We start from the raw sequence: 17,339 nt of genomic DNA, 5'->3' as shown, positions 1-17,339 counted from the left end.
ATAGTCGTTGCCCGCCGCGCCAAGCGACGCAGGCCGGATTTGACAGCTTCAAGATGTAATGCATACTGATAATAAGTATGCGTTCTTATCTTGCTGAACAGTCTGGCGGAGCTGCCGGTGACGTCGCTCCGACGCGTGATCAGGACCGCAGACGGCCATTCGAGACGAATGAGACCGCGGGCAACGCGGCCCCATCCGGAGGAAACCAGGTGATCATCACACGACGTGCCGCCTTGACGGGGCTCGCGGGCGCTGCGCTCGCGCCCCATGCCGCCTTCGCCCAGCGCAAGATCGTCAGGCTGATCGTGCCGGCCGCCGCGGGCGGGGCGATCGACGTGATCGGCCGGCTCTATGCCCAGCGTGTCGCCCCGGCGCTCGATGAATCCTGGGTGGTCGAGAACAAGGCCGGCGCCAGCAACACGCTCGGCGCGGCCGAGGTCGCGCGGGCTGCTCCGGATGGGACGACCTATCTGACCAATGCCGACATCCACATCATGGCCAGGCATGTGATGCGCAGCGTGTCCTATGACCCGCTCGCCGATTTCACGCCGATCTCGCGCTTCGCGACCTCGCCGATGGTGCTGATCGGCTCGACCAAGACGCCGGAGACCATGTCGGCGTTGATCGCGCAGATGAAGGCGAAGCCCGGCGAGTTCACCTTCGCCAATTCTGGGCTGGGCAGCATGGGCCATCTCGCCACCGAGAGCTTCAAGCTCCGCACCGCCACGAGCGCGGAACTGGTCAACTACCGGGGCACGGCCCCGGCGATCACCGATGTCGTCGCCGGCCAGGTGCCGCTGATGGTGGCCCCGCTCGGCTCGGCCCTCTCCTTCATCACCGACGGCAAGGTCCGGGCGTTCGCGATCATGGGCGCGCAGCGCAGTGCGCTCCTGCCGAGCGTGCCGACCGCCGGCGAGCAGGGGCTGTCCGATCTCAACTTTACGCTCTGGTACGGGCTGTGGGGGCCGAAGGGGCTGCCGGCCGAGACGGTGCAGCGCGTCAACGCGACGGTGCAAGCGGCCTCGAAGGACCGTGAGATCGTCGAGAAGCTGACGGCGCTCGGCGCGGAAGCCGTGACCGAGGACCCGGCGAGCTTCGCCAAGTTCATCGAGGCCGAGATCCAGCGTGCCAACCGCGTGGTCGAGGAAGCCGGTATCAAGCCGGGCTGACGGCCGCTATTCCCCGACCAGTCAGCCTATTCACGCCGCCGTGCCGGCCAGTTCCTTCTGCCGGATGCAGGCGACGCTGTGGCCGGGTCCGACCTCCTCGATCGCCGGGATCGCGCTGGCGCAGGCGTCGATGACATGCGGGCAGCGGGTGCGAAAGACGCAGCCCGAGGGTGGGTTCAGCGGGCTCGGAATGTCGCCCTTGAGGATCACGCGCTCGCGCTTGACGCTCGGATCGGGCACCGGCGCGGCCGAGAGCAGCACCTTGGTGTAGGGATGGCGCGGATTGGCATAGACCTCCTGCGCCGGGCCCTTCTCCATGATCCGGCCGAGATAGAGCACGACGATGTCGTCGCAGAGATACTCGACCACCGACAGGTCATGACTGATGAAGACCATGGTCAGGCCGAGCTCGCGCTGGAGCTCCTGGATCAGGTTGAGCACCTGGGCCTGGACGGAGACGTCGAGCGCCGAGACTGGCTCGTCGGCGATGATCAGCTCCGGCTCGACCGCGAGCGCCCGGGCGATGCCGATGCGCTGGCGCTGGCCACCCGAGAACTCATGCGGGTAGCGCCTGGCATGGTCGGGATTGAGCCCGACCCGGCCGAGCAGTTCGGCGATGCGCGCCTCGCGGGCCTTGCCCTTGGCGAGGCCATGCGTGTCGATCGCCTCGCCGATGATCTCGCCAACGCGCATGCGCGGGTTGAGGCTGGAATAGGGGTCCTGGAAGATGATCTGCAGGCGGCGGCGATAGCCGCGCAGGGCCTTCTCCGGCAGGCCGAACAGGTCGGTGCCGTCGAAGACCGCTTCGCCCCCGGAGGGCTCGACCAGACGCAAGATGCAGCGCCCGACCGTGGTCTTGCCCGAGCCGGATTCGCCGACGATGCCGACGATGCTGCCGCGGCGGACCTCGAAGGAGACGTCCGAGACGGCGCGGACATCGCCGCCGCGGGTCGAGAAGACCTTCTGGAGATTGCGGACGGAGAGCAGCGGCGCTTCCGCCTGGACATTGCTTGCGGCGGTCATAGCGCGTCATGCCTCCAGCAGCGGGTGAGATGGGCGGCCGCAACGTCGATCAGCGGCGGCGTGTCCTTGGTGCAGCGCTCCTCGACCAGCGGGCAGCGCGGCGCATAGGAGCAGCCGGGCGGCAAGGCCAGCGGGCTCGGGACATTGCCGGGGATGGCGTTGAGCAGGGCCCGGCCCTGGCCGGGGATACGGTCGCGGCGCGCATCGGGGATGCAGGCGAGGAGGCCGCGCGTATAGGGGTGGCGCTGGCGGGCGAACAGATCAACCACCGGCCCCTGCTCGACGACGCGGCCGGCATACATCACCGCGACCTCATGGGCGATCTCGGCAACGACGCCGAGATTATGGGTGATGAACAGGATGCTCATGCCGATGTCGGCCTGGAGCCGGCGCAGCAGATCGAGGATCTGCGCCTGGATGGTGACGTCGAGCGCCGTGGTCGGCTCGTCGGCGATCAGCAGCGAGGGATTGCAGGACAGAGCAAGCGCGATCATCACGCGCTGACGCATGCCGCCCGACATCTCGTGCGGATACTGCGCGAGGCGTCGCTCGGCGGCGGGGATCTCGACCAGCTCGAGCATCTGCTTGGCCCTCACCCGCGCCTGGCTGCGCGACATATTCTCGTGCAGCAGGATCATCTCCATGATCTGGTCGCCGACGGTGAAGAGCGGATTGAGGCTCGTCATCGGCTCCTGGAAGATCATGGCGATCTCGCTGCCGCGGATGGCGCGCATGCGCTTCTCCGGCACCTGCGCGAGATCGACTGTCTCGCCGCTGCGTTGGCGGTAGAGGATGCGCCCGCCGACGATCCGGCCGGGATGGGCGAGCAGCCGCATGATGGTGAGGCTGGTCACCGACTTGCCGGAGCCGGATTCGCCGACCACCGCCAGCGTCTGGCCGCGGCGCAGCGAGAAGCTGACGCCGTCGACCGACTTGATCGCGCTCGAGCCGATCAGGAAGTGGGTCTGCAGGTCCTCGACCTTGAGCAGGATGTCGTCGTCGGTGCGGGCTGCGGCGACGGCGGCTTGTTCCATGGTCGCCATCGTCACAGATCCTTTCGCAGGCGCGGATCGAGCAGGTCGCGCAGGCCGTCGCCGACGAGCTGCAGCGACAGCACGGTCAGCACGATCGCGGCGCCGGGGAAGAGCATCATCCAGTCGGCCTGGCCGATATACTGGCGTCCGCCGGCGATCATCGTGCCCCAGGTCGGGATCTCCGGGCTGACGCCGACGCCGAGGAAGGACAGGCTCGCCTCTGCCAGCATCGCATAGGCGAAGATGAAGGTGGCCTGGACCAAGATCGGCGAGACCAGGTTGCGCAGGACATGGCGGGTCATGATCCGCCATGTCGGCACGCCAAGCGCCCGCGCCGCCTCGACATAGGGCAGCTCGCGGATGATCAGCGTCGAGGCGCGCACGATGCGGGCGAGGCGCGGCGCATAGACGATGCCGAGCGCGACGATGACGGTCGCGAGCGAGGGGCCGAGCGCCGCGACCAGCGAGATCGCCAAGAGGATGTCGGGGAAGGCCATCATCGCGTCGATGATGCGGGCGATGACGCCGTCGGCCTTGCGGAAGAAGCCGGCCATGAGGCCGAGCGTGATGCCGAGCACCGCAGCGAGCACGGTCGCCGCAGCACCGACCAGCAGCGAGAGCTGGCCGGCATAGATGGTGCGGCTGAAGATGTCGCGGCCGAATTCGTCGGTGCCGAAGAACCAGCGCTCGCTCGGCGGCTTCAGGCGATTGACCACCGAGAGCCGGCTCGGCGAGTACGGCGCGATCAGCGGCGCCAGGATCGCCAGCAGCGCGATGACGGTGAGGACGATGAGGCCGATCAGCAGCGTCTTGCGCTGCAGGATCAGGCTGGCGAGCCGGGGGCGGCCAGCGGGAGCGGAGGAGGCGGCCATCAGTAGCGCACCCTTGGATCGATCGCGAGGTAGAGCATGTCGATCAGGAAGTTGATCAGCACGTAGAGGGCGGCGATCACTAGGAGCGCGCCCTGGATGACCGGATAGTCGCGGCGCAGCACCGCGGAGACGACGAGGTTGCCGATGCCGGGCAGGCTGAACACCGTCTCCGTCACCACCGCGCCCGAGATCAGCAGCGCCGCGGTCAGGCCGATCACGGTCAGCACCGGGATCAGCGCGTTCTTGAAGGCGTGCTTCATCACCACGCCCCATTCGCCCATGCCCTTGGAGCGGGCGGTGCGGACATAGTCGTCATTGAGCACGTCGAGCATCGAGGCCCGGGTGAAGCGGGTGATCAGCGCCGAGGAGACGATGCCCAGCGCCAGGGCCGGCAGGACGAGATGGCGCAGCCGCTCCAGGAAGGAGGCGTCGGGGCCGCCATAGCCGGAGGCCGGCATCCAGCCATAGCGCACGGCGAAGACCTGGATCAGGATCAGGCCGAGCCAGAAGCTCGGAATGCTCGCGGCGAACATGGCGAAGGTGGTCGCGACCTGGTCGAACAGCGTGCCGCGCTTGTAGGCTGAGAGGATACCGACCGGCAGTGCGATCGCGCTGGCGATCAGGATCGAGAACAGGGTCAGGAAGAAGGTCGGCTCGGCCCGCTCGGCGAGGGCGCTGAGCACGGGCATGTTGAGGAAGATCGACTGGCCGAGATCGCCGCGCAGCAGCTGGCCGAGGAAGAGCACATATTGCGTCGGCAGCGACTGGTCGAGGCCGAGCCGGGCGCGCAGGCCGGCGATGTCGGCGGCCGTGGCGTCAGGGCCGAGCATAACGGCTGCGGGATCGCCCGGCGCGACGCGGACGATGACGAAGACGATCGTCACGACGGTGAACATCACCGCCAGCATGCCGAGGATGCGCTGCATCACATATCGCGTCATCGCCTGCCCCCCTTTTCGTGTTTCTTGAAGCGTTTCTCGCTTGCCCGCGGCGGCGCGTTTGGCGCGGCCGCGGGTATCTCGCGAGCGGCCTGGCGGCCGCGTCAGCCGCTCAGGGCTTGAGCGAGGCGTTCCAGAAATACGGCCAGGGCGAGGCCGTGTAGCCGGCAAGGCGCGGGGCCTTGGCGCTGAGGGCGGCGAAGTCGCCGACCTTGTAGAAGGGCGCCTCGTCGAAGATCAGCTTCTGCAGATCGGCGAAGATGGCGATGCGCTTCTTCTCGTCCGACTCGGCGTTGAGGGCCGAGAGCAGCTTGTTCTTGGCTTCGCTCGCCCACCAGCCGGGATAGCTGTCCGGCAGCGGCGCGATCAGGGCGGGCTCGGCGAGGAACGGGCTGTGGGTGATGAAGATGTCCCACAGGGCCGGCTCGGCCCGGCGCTGCACCAGGGTTGCCCAGTCGACGACCTGCAGGTCGACCTTGAGGCCGGCGGCCTTCAGATACTCGGCGGCGACCTGCGCCATCTTGTAGTGGAACTCGTATTGCCGGCTGGTCAGGATGCGGATCGGCGCGCCGTCGTATTTGGCGGTCTTGGCGAGGGCCTTGGCCTTGTCGGCATCGCCCTGGTTGTAGGCCTTGATGCCGGCGTCGCTGCGCCAGGCATAGCCCTCCGGGTACATGGCGCCGTCGAGCTTGTAGAATTCGGGTTTGCCGAAGGCTGCGGCCAGCATGTCCTCGGCGTTGAGCGCCGTCTGGACAGCCTTGCGCATGTCCTTGTTGGTCATCATGCCCTGCTTGTTGTTCATGATGAACATCGGCCAGCCGAAGCCCTGCATCAGCACCGGCTCGGTCTTGGCCTGGCCCTTCAGCCGGTCATAGGCCTCGACCGGGATCAGGTCGGCGAAGTCGAACTGGCCGGCGAGCGCACCCTCGACGCGGGTGTTGGCATCCGGCACCGGCACGAAGCGGATCTCGTCGAGATACTGCTTGCGCGCGCCGCCGAAACCGTCGGGCTCGCCCTGGCGCTGCTTGTAGCCGTCGAAGCGGGTCAGCTGGATGTACTGGTCGGGCTTGCGCTCCTTGAGCTGGTAGGGCCCGGTGCCGATCACCTCCTTGATCGGGTTCTCCATCTTGTCGGCCGGCATGATCACCGCGGCCGAGTTGTTGAAGGCGAGCAGCGCGACGAGCGGCGCGAACGGGGCCTTCAGCGTGATCTTGACCGTCTTCTCGTCGGCGGCCTCGATCGCAGCGATGTTGTCGGCGACGAGCTTGCCGCGCGAGGCCAGCTCGGTCCAGCGCTTCAGCGAGGCGACGACGTCCTGCGCGGTCATCGCCTTGCCGTTGTGGAAGGTGACGCCCTGGCGCAGCGGGATGGTGTAGACCTTGCCGCCGTCGCTGATCTGCGGAAGCGTCTCGGCCAGCAGCGGCGTCAGCGCCCAGTTCTTGTCGAAGGTGTAGAGCGTCTCGTAGAAGTGCTGGGTGATCATGCCCAAGAGGTCGCCGGCGGCGACCATCGGGTCGAGCGTGTTGGGCTCGCCGATCGTGGCGACGTTGATCGCGCCGCCCTTCTGCTGGGCGAGAGCCGGTGCTCCGGCGACTGCAACGGCGAGCGCCGCTGCGCCAATTCGGGCCAATTTCTGCAACATCTCAAGTCCTCCCAGTTTTCTTGGCTGTTGGTCTTCGGAAAATTGCGCGTGGTTTGTCAGCGTCGGCTGATCGTCTCCACGACATGGGTCAGTTGCTCGACCACGGCGGCGGTGATGGCCTGCCCCTTCTCGCGGGTGGCCAGCGAGGGATCGCCGACGACCCCGGTGCCGCCGGACATCTCGTGCATCGAGCGGAAGAGGGCGCCGCGGGCCGGCAAGATCATGTCGGCATTGGCCCAGTCATGGGTCTCGACATAGCTCATGCCCGAGACCAGCTTGGTGCGGACGCTTTCGGGCGCGCCGAGCAGCATCAGCGAGGTCTCGAACTCGCAGGCATGGTTGACGCCGGCGAAGGCGCTTTCGCGGATGGCGCCGAGCTCCTTGGCGGCGAGCCGCCACCAGGTCAGGAAGGCGACGCGGCAGTCGCGGTGCCTGGTGCCGAAGCTCTCCAGCAGCACCTGGCCGATCGCCTGATTGCCGCCATGGCTGTTGAACAGCACGATGTTGCGGAAGCCGTGGCGGGCGACGCTTTCGAGGATATCTCCGACATAGGCCAGGAAGGTCTCGTGGCGAACGCTGAGCGTGCCGGCGAAATCCATATGGTGCTCGGAGCAGCAGACTTTCACCTGCGGCAGGATCAGGACCCGATCGCCGAGGCGCTGCTCCAGCGCCTGTAGAAAGTGGTCGCCGATGACGGCGTCGGTCTCCAGCGGCAGATGCGGGCCGTGCTGCTCGATCGCAGCCACGTTCAGCACGACCGGAATGTCGCGATCGAGCGCGGCGACCTCGTTGGTCGTCAGGGTTTCCCAACGCATGGATCTGAGCTCGCTATTCAGGAGATGGTGCGGCCGCCGACGCGGAAGCGGGCGATGGCGGCTTCGTCGAGGGTGATGCCGAGGCCCGCTCCCTCATCGGGGATGCGCACATGCGGCGGCTCGAAGGTCAGCGGCTTGGCGAGCAGATCGTGGCTGCGGATCATCCGGCCGAAGATGTCGCTCGGCCAGACGCAGCTCTTCGCCGCCGCGGCCTGATGCACATACATCGCTTCGAGGATGCCGAGATCGACCTCGGAGCCGTGCCAGCAATAGACGCCGGCGGTCGAGGCGATGTGGTCGAGCGTCTGGAACTTGGCGAGGCCGCAATTGAAGTTGAAGCCGTCCACCGCGCCGTGGGCGATGGCGTTGATGGCGTCATGCGGGCGCTGGCCCTGATAGACGTAAGGCAGGGAGACGTGCAGCACGATCGGGATCGAGGAGAAGCGGCGGAGTTCCGCGAAGTCCTGCAGCATCCAGCGCGGCAGCGGGTCTTCCAGCAAGAGGACGTTGCCGACCTTCTCCAGCTCCTGGATGATCGGGCGGGCATTGCCGGAATTCTCCCAGCGCTGGTTGGGATCGAAGATCACCTTCATCCCGGGTGCGTATTCCTTGATGCGCCCGCACCAGCCGGCGACGTCGTCCTCGAGGTCGCATTTGAACTTGATGACCTTGTAGCCCTGCTCGAAATAGCGCTTCACCCAGGGGCCGACCTCGTCCTGGGTGCGATGGCTCGACCAGGCGCTGACATTGACGTGGTCGCGGATGGCGCCGCCGAGCAGGCGATGCATCGGCACGCCGAGCGTCTTGGCATAGGCGTCCCAGATCACGCATTCGAAGCCGTCATATTCGCGGCAGAGCGGCAGCGGCAGGTCCTGGAGCGGCAGGTCGAACACCGACTGGCCGAGAAGGTTGGCGCAGATCGCCTCGATGCGCGGCCATTCATGGTCCCGGTAGAACTCGCCGATGCCGACGACGCCGTTCTTCAGCGTCATCCGGACGATGAGCTTGGGCAATTCGTCGAACTGCACGCTCCAGCTCGCCTTGCCGCCGACGGGCAACATGTGCAGGGGCTTGGCCAGGCTGTCCGAGTTGATCACGCCGGGATGGGCGGGAACCACGACCTCATCGAACTGGAAGGAAACGATCGTTCCATCGGCAGATTGCATGGCTTGGCTCGTCTTCTATCGTTGGCACATGACGCGGCGCCCGGCTATGTAGCTAAATTACATTTATTGTCAATCGAGAAGATGAAAGCCTGTGCAATCTGCTCATCCGTGCCTTGTCGGGCGAGCTTTCGTGCTGCCGCTCAGGGCGCCGCCAAGGGCTCGCGCTTTGGCAAGGCGGCCTGGTTTATCCTATTGATATAGTTTATTTCTGGCGTGTGTTTTCGCGCGGAGGGATCGCGCCTGGCTGTCGTGTTCCATTCACTGGAACTGAAAATGTAGTAAAACTACTAAACCCGAGTCAATCGCCGATTGGTTGGCCCTCGGTGCTGCCGTGCAGGGCGATCAGGGTGGCGCGGGCACGCCAGAGCTTCTTCGAGACGATCTTCATGCGGCGGGCGCCCAGCAGCGTCGCCATGCAGTCGAGCAGGAAGAGCTGTCCGTAGCGGCCGCGATTGGGCATGTAGAAGAACTTCTCCTCGTCGAACGCCTGAAGCGGCACCAGGACGCTGGCGAGCGCGGCAAGCGGACTCGGCGGATCGGTGACGGCGACGACCCCGGCGCCCTGGCTGCGGGCGATCTCGGCGCTGTCGAGCAACGAGCGCGGCTTGCCGGTGACCGAGAAGATCAGGAGGACGTCCTCCGGCCCGCAGGTCGCGGCCATGACGCGCTGCTGGTAGGGATCGGCGGTCGAGGAGGCCGCGACATCGAGGCGGAACAGCCGGTTCTCCGCCTCGGCGGCGACATTGGCCGAGCTGCCGCCGACACCGAAACAGAACACCCGGCGCGCCTTGTCGAGCACGTCGACGGCCGCTTCGATCGCCTGTGGGTCGTGGTCGTTGAAGGCCATGGCCAAGGCCTGCACGGTCGCATTGTAGACGTGCTCGGCGACCTGGTTGCCGGTGTCTGCCGGCTGCTGGCGCTCGGCGGCGAGATACATCCGGCCGATCGCATATTCCTGAGCCAGCCGGATCTTGAAGTCGGTGAAGCCGTCGCAGCCCATGCGGCGGGCGAAGCGGACCACGGTCGGCTCGCTGACCTGCGCCTGGGCGGAGAGGTCGCGTGTGCTGATCCGTGTCGCGCCGTCGATATCCGCCAGAATGATCTCGGCGACGCTGCGGTCGGCCCGGTTCATCTCGGGCGCTTCGAGCCGCATGCGATCGATCAGGCTGGTCACGTGGCGCATCGTCCTGTTCCCGGCGCTCGCAACCGCGGCGCGACGCACGTCTTGATCTGCGTGTCTTGGCATGTGTGGGCGGATTCGGCCAAGCCAAGGCCTTCGACACGCTATCGTACGCGCTTGTTCTGCCGCTTGTCAGTCAGGCTGGATCTCGTCCGATCCGGTTCTGACCAGGTAGGCCACGGCCCCTGCACTCATCAAGGCCAGGCAGAACCAGGTCAGCGCATAGATCAGATGGGTGTTGCGGAAGCCGACCTGGGTCATGCCGCCCTGCGGCAGCGGGCCGGGCTCGGCGGTGGCGTCGGCGTCGACGAAATAGGGAGCGACCGGGCCAAGCTGCCGCGCCAGCGCGATCGCCGCGACGTCGCGGGAATACCAGCGCCCCGCCGCGGGATCGTTGGCGCGCAGGAAGCCGCCGCCCGGCTCGCTCAGCCGCAGAAGCCCGACCAGTTTCGCCTCGCTTCCGGCAGCCATGCGTCTCGCCTCCGGCGTGCGCTGGTCTTCCGGCACGAAGCCGCGATTGACGAGGACGGTGAAGCCGGCATCGGCCCGGAACGGCGCCAGCACCCAGAAGCCGGGGCCGCGTTCGGTCACAGCCATGGTCAGCGTCTCCGCCGCGTCGAGGTAACGGCCTTGCAGGGCGACGCGGCGATACTCGTCCGTCCGGGCGGTGATCGCCGGCCAGTCCGCCGGACCGGGGGCGGTGACCGGCGCGGCCCGCAGGCGTTCCTCGGTGCGGGCGATCAGGTCGAGCTTCCAGCTGCGCCGCTGGACCTGCCAGATGCCGAGCCCGGCGCAGACCAGCGTGATGAGGCAGAGCCCGGCAACGAAGATCGTTCGGGCGGCGGCGCCGCGCCGTCGCTCCGCGCCGGCCGACACCGGCCTTAGCCTCACATCCGGTGCATGTCGGGCATCATGTTGGTGTTGAGGTGGAACATCACCCAGAGCGAGCCGGCGAGCGCGATCGCGACGACGATGATGGTGAAGATCAGCGCCAGCATGGTCCAGCCACCCTCCGAGCGGCTGTTCATGTGCAGGAAGTAGACCATGTGCACGACGATCTGCACGGCGGCGAACAGCATGATCACGATCGCCGTCAGCGTCGAATTACCCAGCACGTCGTTCATGACGAGCCAGAACGGGATCGCGGTCAGGACGACGGAGAGCAGGAAGCCGGTGATGTAGCCGCGCAGGCTGCCATGCGCTGCGCCATGGGAGTCGTGCCCGTCATGATCGTGGCCATGGGCCTCGGCAGGGGTCTGGCTAGCGCTCATTTCAGCACGCCCATCAGGTAGACGAAGGTGAAGACGCCGATCCAGACGACGTCGAGGAAGTGCCAGAACATGCTGAGGCACATCAGCCGGCGCCGGTTGGCCTCGATCAGCCCGAGCCTCGAGACCTGCGTCATCAGCACGGTGAGCCAGATCAGGCCGAAGGTGACGTGCAGTCCATGCGTGCCGACCAGCACGAAGAAGGAGGAGAGGAAGGCGCTGCGCATCGGCGTCGCGCCTTCGTGGATCAGGTGCGCGAACTCGTAGAGCTCGATCGCGAGGAAGGCGAGGCCGAAGAGGGCGGTGACCACCAGCCAACCCTGCATGGCCGCCTGCCGGCCCTTGTCCATCGCCAGCATGGCGAAGCCATAGGTGATCGAGGAGAACAGCAGCATGGCGGTGTTGACCGCCACCAGCCGCAGGTCGAACAGGTCGGCGCCGGAGGGCCCGGCGGCATAGTTACGCCCGAGCACGCCATGGGTCGCGAAGAGGACTGCGAAGACCAGGCAGTCGCTCATCAGATAGAGCCAGAAGCCGAGCATGGTCGAGCCGCCCGGGTGCGCGTGCTCTTCCTCGGTGACGTAGAATGCCGGGGCGGTGCCTGCGGCCTGCGCTGTCGGATTAGCCATCATCGCCCCTCAGGCCCGGCCCAGAAGCTGGGTGCGCGCATCTTCCGCCTGCACGACCTCGTCGGCCGGGATGTTGAAGTCGCGATCGTAGTTGAAGGTGTGGATGATCACGGCCGCGAGCACGCCGACGAAGGAGAGCGCCGCCAGCCACCAGATGTACCAGATCAGGGCGAAGCCGCAGAGCGTCGCCAGCCCGGCGATGATCACGCCGGCGCCGGTGTTCCGGGGCATATGGATCGGCCGGAAGCCTTCGAGCGGGCGGCTATAGCCGCGCTTTTTCATGTCGGCCCAGGCGTCGTGGTCATGCACGATCGGCGTGAAGGCGAAGTTGTAGGCCGGCGGCGGCGAGGAGGTCGACCATTCCAGCGTGCGCCCGTCCCAGGGGTCGCCGGTCGTATCGCGCAGCTGCTCGCGGCGCAGGATGCTGACGCCGATCTGGATCAGGAAGCAGAGGATGCCGGCCGCGATCAGCAGGGCGCCCGCTGCCGCGATTACGAACCAGATCTGCAAAGACGGGTCCTCGAAGCGGCTGAGGCGCCGCGTCACGCCCATCAGGCCGAGGATGTAGAGCGGCATGAAGGCGACGTAGAAGCCGATCACCCAGAACCAGAAGGAGAGATGGCCCCAGAACGGCTCGAGCCTGAAGCCGAAGGCCTTGGGGAACCAGTAGGCGATGCCGGCGAAGACGCCGAAGACCACGCCGCCGATGATGACGTTGTGGAAATGGGCGATCAGGAACAGGCTGTTGTGCAGCACGAAATCGGCCGGCGGCACCGCGAGCATGACGCCGGTCATGCCGCCGATGACGAAAGTGATCATGAAGGCGAGGAGCCACATCATCGGCAGTTCGAAGCGGATGCGGCCGCGATACATCGTGAACAGCCAGTTGAAGATCTTCGCTCCCGTCGGGATCGAGATGATCATCGTGGTGATGCCGAAGAAGGAGTTCACGCTGGCGCCCGAGCCCATCGTGAAGAAGTGGTGCAGCCAGACCAGGTAGGACAGGATGGTGATGACCACCGTCGCATAGACCATCGAGGTGTAGCCGAAGAGGCGCTTGCCGCAGAAGGTCGAGGCCACCTCGGAATAGACGCCGAAGATCGGCAGGATCAGGATGTAGACCTCCGGGTGGCCCCAGATCCAGATCAGGTTCACGTACATCATCGGGTTGCCGCCGAGATCGTTCGTGAAGAAATTGGTGCCGACATAGCGGTCGAGCGTCAGCAAAGCGAGCGTCGCCGCCAGGATCGGGAAGGTCGCGACGATCAGCACGTTGGTGCAGAGCGACGTCCAGGTGAAGACCGGCATCTTCATCATGTCCATGCCGGGCGCGCGCATCTTGACGATGGTCGCGATCAGGTTGACGCCGGACAAGGTCGTGCCGATGCCTGCGATCTGCAGGCCCCAGAGATAGTAGTCCATGCCTACCCCGGGCGAGTAAGCGGCCCCCGACAGCGGCGGATAGGCGAGCCAGCCGACCTTGGCGAACTCGCCGATGAAGAGCGAGGCCATGATCAGCACGGCGCCGCCGACGGTCATCCAGAAGCTGAAATTGTTGAGGAAGGGGAAGGCGACGTCGCGGGCGCCGATCTGCAGCGGCACGACATAGTTCATCAGGCCGGTGACGAAGGGCATCGCCACGAAGAAGATCATGATCACGCCATGGGCGGTGAAGACCTGGTCGTAATGGTGCGGCGGCAGATAGCCCTCATTGCCGGCGAAGGCGATCGCCTGCTGACCGCGCATCATCAGCGCGTCGGAGAAGCCGCGCAGCAGCATGACGACACCGAGGATCATGTACATGACCCCGATCTTCTTGTGGTCGACGCTGGTGAACCACTCGTGCCAGAGATAGCCCCAGAGCTTGTAGCGGGTGATCAGCGCGACGAGCGCGATCCCACCCAGCGCCACGCCGATGAAGGTCCCGATCAGGATCGGCTCGTGATAGGGGATCGCTTCGAGGGTGAAGCGTCCGAAGAGAAGCTTCCACCAGTCGGGATAGGAAGTCATCGGTCCCTCGGCTCGCGAGTGCGGCTCAGTTGACGGCGCGGGCGGTTACGCCCGCAGCGCCGTAGACATCGGTCGGCGTGCAGATCGCCATCACGAAGGGGCGTGGCGGCAATGGCTGCCCGCCGCGGCGCACGCTCTTGTCGTATTCGAGCGCTGTGACGGTATGGATGCCCTCCTTGCCGCCGCCGCCCCTGGCGTCCATCGCCATCATGTCGCGCGTGCACATCTTGGCGCGGTCGACGCACATGTTGAGGATGGCGGTGAAGAGATCGGATGGGATGTCACGGAAATGGCGGACCGGCTCGCGCTCGCTCGGCCGCTCCAGCACGAGGTATTCCTCGCGCCCGAGCGTGGTGCCGCCCCGGATCGCGCCCTGCACCCAGTCGCCGAAGGCCGCATCGTCGACGCCGCGGAAGCGGAAGCGCATGTCGGAGAAGCCGGCGCCGCTGTAATTGGCCGAGAAGCCCTCGAATTCGCCGGGATGGTTGATCACGGCGTTGAGCTTGGTCTGCATGCCGGGCATGGCGTAGATCTGGCCGGCGAGCGCGGGAATGAAGAGCGAGTTCATCACCGCGGAGGAGGTGATGCGGAACTCGATCGGCTGGTCGACCGGCGCCACCACCTCGTTGAGCGAGGCGATGCCCTGCGCCGGATAGAGGAAGAGCCATTTCCAGTCGAGCGCCACGACCTGGATCACCAGCGGCTGCTTCCGGATCGCGGTGCTGCCCGCCCGCGCCTCGACCACCGGCTTGCTGGCGCTGATGCGGTTGAGCGGCCGGTAGGGATCGAGCAGGTGCGTGCCCATCCAGGTCATCGCGCCGATGACGATGATGATCAGCAGCGGCACCGACCAGATCACCACCTCGAGCGGCAGCGAATGGTTCCAGTCGGGATCGTAGGTCGCCCTGGCCGAGGCGCGATAGCGCCAGGCGAAGAAGATCGTCAGCGCCATCACCGGGATGATGACGAGCAGCATCAGCGCCGTGGAGGCCAATAGGAGGTTTCGTTGCTGCAGCGCAACATCGCCTGACGGTGCCAGCAGCACCCACTGGCAGCCGCCGAGCAGCGCAAAGAGCGGCAGAACCGCTATCGCTCGAAAGATCCGCAAGAGAGTCGAGACCTCCCTGTTCCGGGGACCGCCGTTCTCTAGGTCCATTCTTTCGCGCCGCACATAAGACAATCTGTCCCATTGCGGCAGTTTGACGTGTTGCTTCTATCCACCGTATCCATTTGTCAGAGGTGCGGGCAAGTCCGGTCTCTCCGGACGGCCGCCAGCTTAGGAATTCGCGGTCATGAGCGCTGACGCGACGGTCCAGTCATCGGCCCTTCCGGCGGAGGATCACGGGCGGGACCACGTCACCCCCGCCGATATCGCGCTCGGCGTCATCATCGGGCGAACCTCGGAATATTTCGACTTCTTCGTCTTCGGCCTCGGCTGCGTGCTGGTGTTCCCCGAGCTGGTCTTTCCCTTCGTCGACCGACTCACCGGCACGCTCTACTCGTTCGGCATCTTCGCGCTCGCCTTCGTGACGCGGCCGCTCGGCTCGGTGCTGTTCTTCGCGATCGACCGCAATTTCGGTCGCGCGGCCAAGCTCACTGCGGCGCTTTTCCTGCTCGGCGGCTCGACGGCGGCCATCGCCTTCCTGCCGGGCTACCAGACGATCGGCATCTGGTCCTGCGTCATCCTCGCGGCCTTCCGCCTGCTGCAGGGCATCGCGCTCGGCGGCGCCTGGGACGGGCTGGCATCGTTGCTGGCGCTGAATGCGCCTGCGAATCGGCGCGGCTGGTACGCCATGCTGCCGCAGCTCGGCGCGCCCTTCGGCTTCATCCTCGCCGCCGGTCTCTTCGCCTATTTCGAGGGCGCGCTCTCGAAGCAGGATTTCCTCGACTGGGGCTGGCGCTATCCCTTCTTCGTCGCGCTGACGATCAACGTCGTCGCGCTGTTTGCCCGCTTGCGCATGGTCGCGACGCATGAATTCGCGGAACTGATGCAAACGCGCGAGCTCGTGCCGGTGCGGACCTCCGAGCTGATCCGCGCCCATGGCAGCACGCTCATCCTCGGCGCTTTCGTGCCGCTGGCGAGCTTTGCGCTCTTCCACCTCGTCACCATCTTCCCGGTCAGCTGGATCAACCTCTTCACCAACCGCTCGGTTTCGGAGTTCCTGCTGGTGCAGGCGGCCGGCGGCGTCGTCGGGGCCGGGGCGATCGTCACCTCCGGCCTGATCGCCGACCAGATCGGGCGCCGCAACACGCTGCTGCTCTCCGGCGCGATGATCGGCCTGTTCAGCCTGTCGAGCATCGTCGCGCCGCTGCTCTTCGGCGACAGCCAGGCGGGACAGACGATCTATGTGATCATCGGCTTCGGTCTGCTCGGCCTGTCCTATGGCCAGACGGCCGGCGCGGTCGCGAGCAGCTTCGGCGCGAACTACCGCTACACCGGCGCGGCGCTGACCTCCGACCTCGCCTGGCTGCTCGGCGCCGGCTTCGCGCCGCTGGTGGCGCTGACGGTGTCGAGCGGCTTCGGTCTCGCCTGGGTCGGCGTCTACCTGCTCTCTGGCGCGCTCTGCACGCTGGCGGCGCTGACGATCGATCGGCGGCTGGAAGCACGCTACGAGTGAGCCGGCGCTGCTCCGCCGAGGAAAAGCCGGATCTCGTCGGTGAGCCAATCGCGGACGGCGCGGACTTTGGGATGGTCCTGGTTGCCGGGGCGATAGACCAGATCGTAGCCGCGCTCCGCCTTGAGCGTCAGCTGCGGGAAGGGGGCGACGAGGCGTCCAGCGACGAGGTCCTCTGCCACGAGCACGCTGCGCCCGAGCGCGACGCCTTCGCCGCGCAGCGCCGCTTCGATCGCGAGGCTGCCATGGCTGTAGGCCGGGCCGCGGCTGCGCAGCTTCGCCAGGCCCGCCAGAGCGAACCACTGCTCCCAGTTCGCCAGCATGCGGTCCTCATGTAGCAGGATGCAGCCCGTCAGCTCCGTCGGCGACACCCGGGCGCCGATCTCGCTCAAATAAGCGGGGCTGCACACCGGCGTGACGGTCTCGTCGAGGATCCGCTCCGCGACGGCGTTGGAGTATTGCCCAGTGCCGTAGCGCACGGCCGCATCGATGCGCCCGTCGGCCAGCTCGACATTGATGTCGGTGACGTCGAGATGGACGTCGTAGTCCGGCACGCGCACCATCAGCCGGTGCAGCCGCGGCGCCAGCCATTTGCTGGCGAGGGACACGCTCGTGCTGAGCGTCAGGCGCGTCGCGACGTTCAGGCTGCGCAGGCGCTCGGCTTCGCGCGTCAGCTCGGCCAGGCTACGGGCGACGACCGCGAGGAACTCGGCGCCGGCCTCGGTCAGCACGATCCGCCGGGTCATGCGTTCGAACAGGGCGACGCCCAGATGCGCTTCCAGCGTCTTCACATGGCGGCTCACCGCGCCGTGGGTGAGGTTCAGCTCCTGCGCCGCCAGCGTCATGCTCGACAGCCGCCCTGCGGCCTCGAAGGCGCGGAGCGTCTGCAACGGTGGAAGGCGCGCGAAGATCGACATCATGCGTGAGTTTGGCTCACTCGTTACGTGACGACAAATGGTTTGTCGGACGGCGCCGGAC

The 17,339-nt window shown here is 66.4% G+C and carries 16 protein-coding genes; 2 read left to right on the top strand and 14 right to left on the bottom strand.

The features are described from left to right. The first annotated feature begins 209 nt into the window (after nt 1-209). A complete protein-coding gene (locus AC3WLC_RS27795) occupies nt 210-1,169 on the top strand; it encodes a Bug family tripartite tricarboxylate transporter substrate binding protein (RefSeq protein ID WP_493687120.1) in 960 nt (319 codons plus the stop codon). Between the two features lie 30 nt (nt 1,170-1,199). Here AC3WLC_RS27795 and AC3WLC_RS27790 read toward each other — a convergent pair whose 3' ends face one another. The 13 genes from AC3WLC_RS27790 to cyoA form a co-directional block, all read right to left on the bottom strand. Next, complete coding sequence (locus AC3WLC_RS27790; protein WP_493687119.1) at nt 1,200-2,192, bottom strand: ABC transporter ATP-binding protein; 993 nt, start codon at nt 2,190-2,192, stop codon at nt 1,200-1,202. Continuing rightward, nucleotides 2,189-3,235, bottom strand: a complete 1,047-nt coding sequence (locus AC3WLC_RS27785) for an ABC transporter ATP-binding protein (protein WP_493687117.1) — start codon at nt 3,233-3,235, stop codon at nt 2,189-2,191. Before AC3WLC_RS27785 ends, AC3WLC_RS27790 begins: the two co-directional genes overlap by 4 nt. A 2-nt stretch (nt 3,236-3,237) precedes the next feature. Then, on the bottom strand, nt 3,238-4,098 hold the full coding sequence (locus AC3WLC_RS27780) for an ABC transporter permease (protein WP_493687116.1): 861 nt from the start codon (nt 4,096-4,098) through the stop codon (nt 3,238-3,240). Beyond that, nucleotides 4,098-5,039: an ABC transporter permease gene (locus AC3WLC_RS27775; protein WP_493687115.1), complete on the bottom strand. Its 942-nt coding sequence runs from the start codon at nt 5,037-5,039 to the stop codon at nt 4,098-4,100. The genes AC3WLC_RS27780 and AC3WLC_RS27775 overlap by 1 nt, the downstream gene beginning before the upstream one ends. A 109-nt stretch (nt 5,040-5,148) precedes the next feature. Beyond that, entirely contained in the window at nt 5,149-6,666 is a 1,518-nt protein-coding gene (locus AC3WLC_RS27770; RefSeq protein ID WP_493687161.1) for an ABC transporter substrate-binding protein, read from the bottom strand. 68 nt (nt 6,667-6,734) lie between these two features. Continuing rightward, complete coding sequence (locus AC3WLC_RS27765; RefSeq protein ID WP_493687114.1) at nt 6,735-7,493, bottom strand: creatininase family protein; 759 nt, start codon at nt 7,491-7,493, stop codon at nt 6,735-6,737. Nucleotides 7,494-7,510: 17 nt separating this feature from the next. Continuing rightward, nucleotides 7,511-8,659, bottom strand: coding sequence for a mandelate racemase/muconate lactonizing enzyme family protein (locus tag AC3WLC_RS27760; RefSeq protein ID WP_493687113.1), 1,149 nt, complete (start codon nt 8,657-8,659; stop codon nt 7,511-7,513). A 298-nt stretch (nt 8,660-8,957) separates the two neighbouring features. Beyond that, entirely contained in the window at nt 8,958-9,842 is an 885-nt protein-coding gene (locus AC3WLC_RS27755) for a MurR/RpiR family transcriptional regulator (RefSeq protein ID WP_493687112.1), read from the bottom strand. A gap of 129 nt (nt 9,843-9,971) precedes the next feature. Continuing rightward, nucleotides 9,972-10,715: an SURF1 family protein gene (locus AC3WLC_RS27750; protein WP_493687111.1), complete on the bottom strand. Its 744-nt coding sequence runs from the start codon at nt 10,713-10,715 to the stop codon at nt 9,972-9,974. An 11-nt stretch (nt 10,716-10,726) separates the two neighbouring features. After that, complete coding sequence (gene cyoD / locus AC3WLC_RS27745; RefSeq protein WP_346362877.1) at nt 10,727-11,110, bottom strand: cytochrome o ubiquinol oxidase subunit IV; 384 nt, start codon at nt 11,108-11,110, stop codon at nt 10,727-10,729. After that, nucleotides 11,107-11,736 (bottom strand): cytochrome o ubiquinol oxidase subunit III, encoded by a 630-nt coding sequence (gene cyoC, locus AC3WLC_RS27740; protein ID WP_493687109.1) that lies wholly within the window; start codon nt 11,734-11,736, stop codon nt 11,107-11,109. The genes cyoD and cyoC overlap by 4 nt, the downstream gene beginning before the upstream one ends. 9 nt (nt 11,737-11,745) lie before the next feature. After that, a complete protein-coding gene (cyoB, locus tag AC3WLC_RS27735; protein WP_493687108.1) occupies nt 11,746-13,746 on the bottom strand; it encodes a cytochrome o ubiquinol oxidase subunit I in 2,001 nt (666 codons plus the stop codon). A gap of 25 nt (nt 13,747-13,771) precedes the next feature. After that, nucleotides 13,772-14,854, bottom strand: a complete 1,083-nt coding sequence (gene cyoA, locus AC3WLC_RS27730) for a ubiquinol oxidase subunit II (RefSeq protein ID WP_493687107.1) — start codon at nt 14,852-14,854, stop codon at nt 13,772-13,774. A 184-nt stretch (nt 14,855-15,038) separates the two neighbouring features. Between cyoA and AC3WLC_RS27725 the strand changes: the two genes are divergently transcribed. Beyond that, nucleotides 15,039-16,364: an MFS transporter gene (locus AC3WLC_RS27725; RefSeq protein ID WP_493687106.1), complete on the top strand. Its 1,326-nt coding sequence runs from the start codon at nt 15,039-15,041 to the stop codon at nt 16,362-16,364. On the opposite strand, the gene AC3WLC_RS27720 is transcribed toward AC3WLC_RS27725, so the two are convergent. Then, nucleotides 16,355-17,281: a LysR substrate-binding domain-containing protein gene (locus tag AC3WLC_RS27720; RefSeq protein WP_493687105.1), complete on the bottom strand. Its 927-nt coding sequence runs from the start codon at nt 17,279-17,281 to the stop codon at nt 16,355-16,357. The genes AC3WLC_RS27725 and AC3WLC_RS27720 overlap by 10 nt on opposite strands. Between the last annotated feature and the right edge of the window lie 58 nt (nt 17,282-17,339).

The organism is Allobosea sp. GW821-FHT03A12, assembly GCF_058986765.1.
Note: the sequence above shows the minus strand (reverse complement) of the source record. Positions and strands in the feature narration are given on the sequence as shown.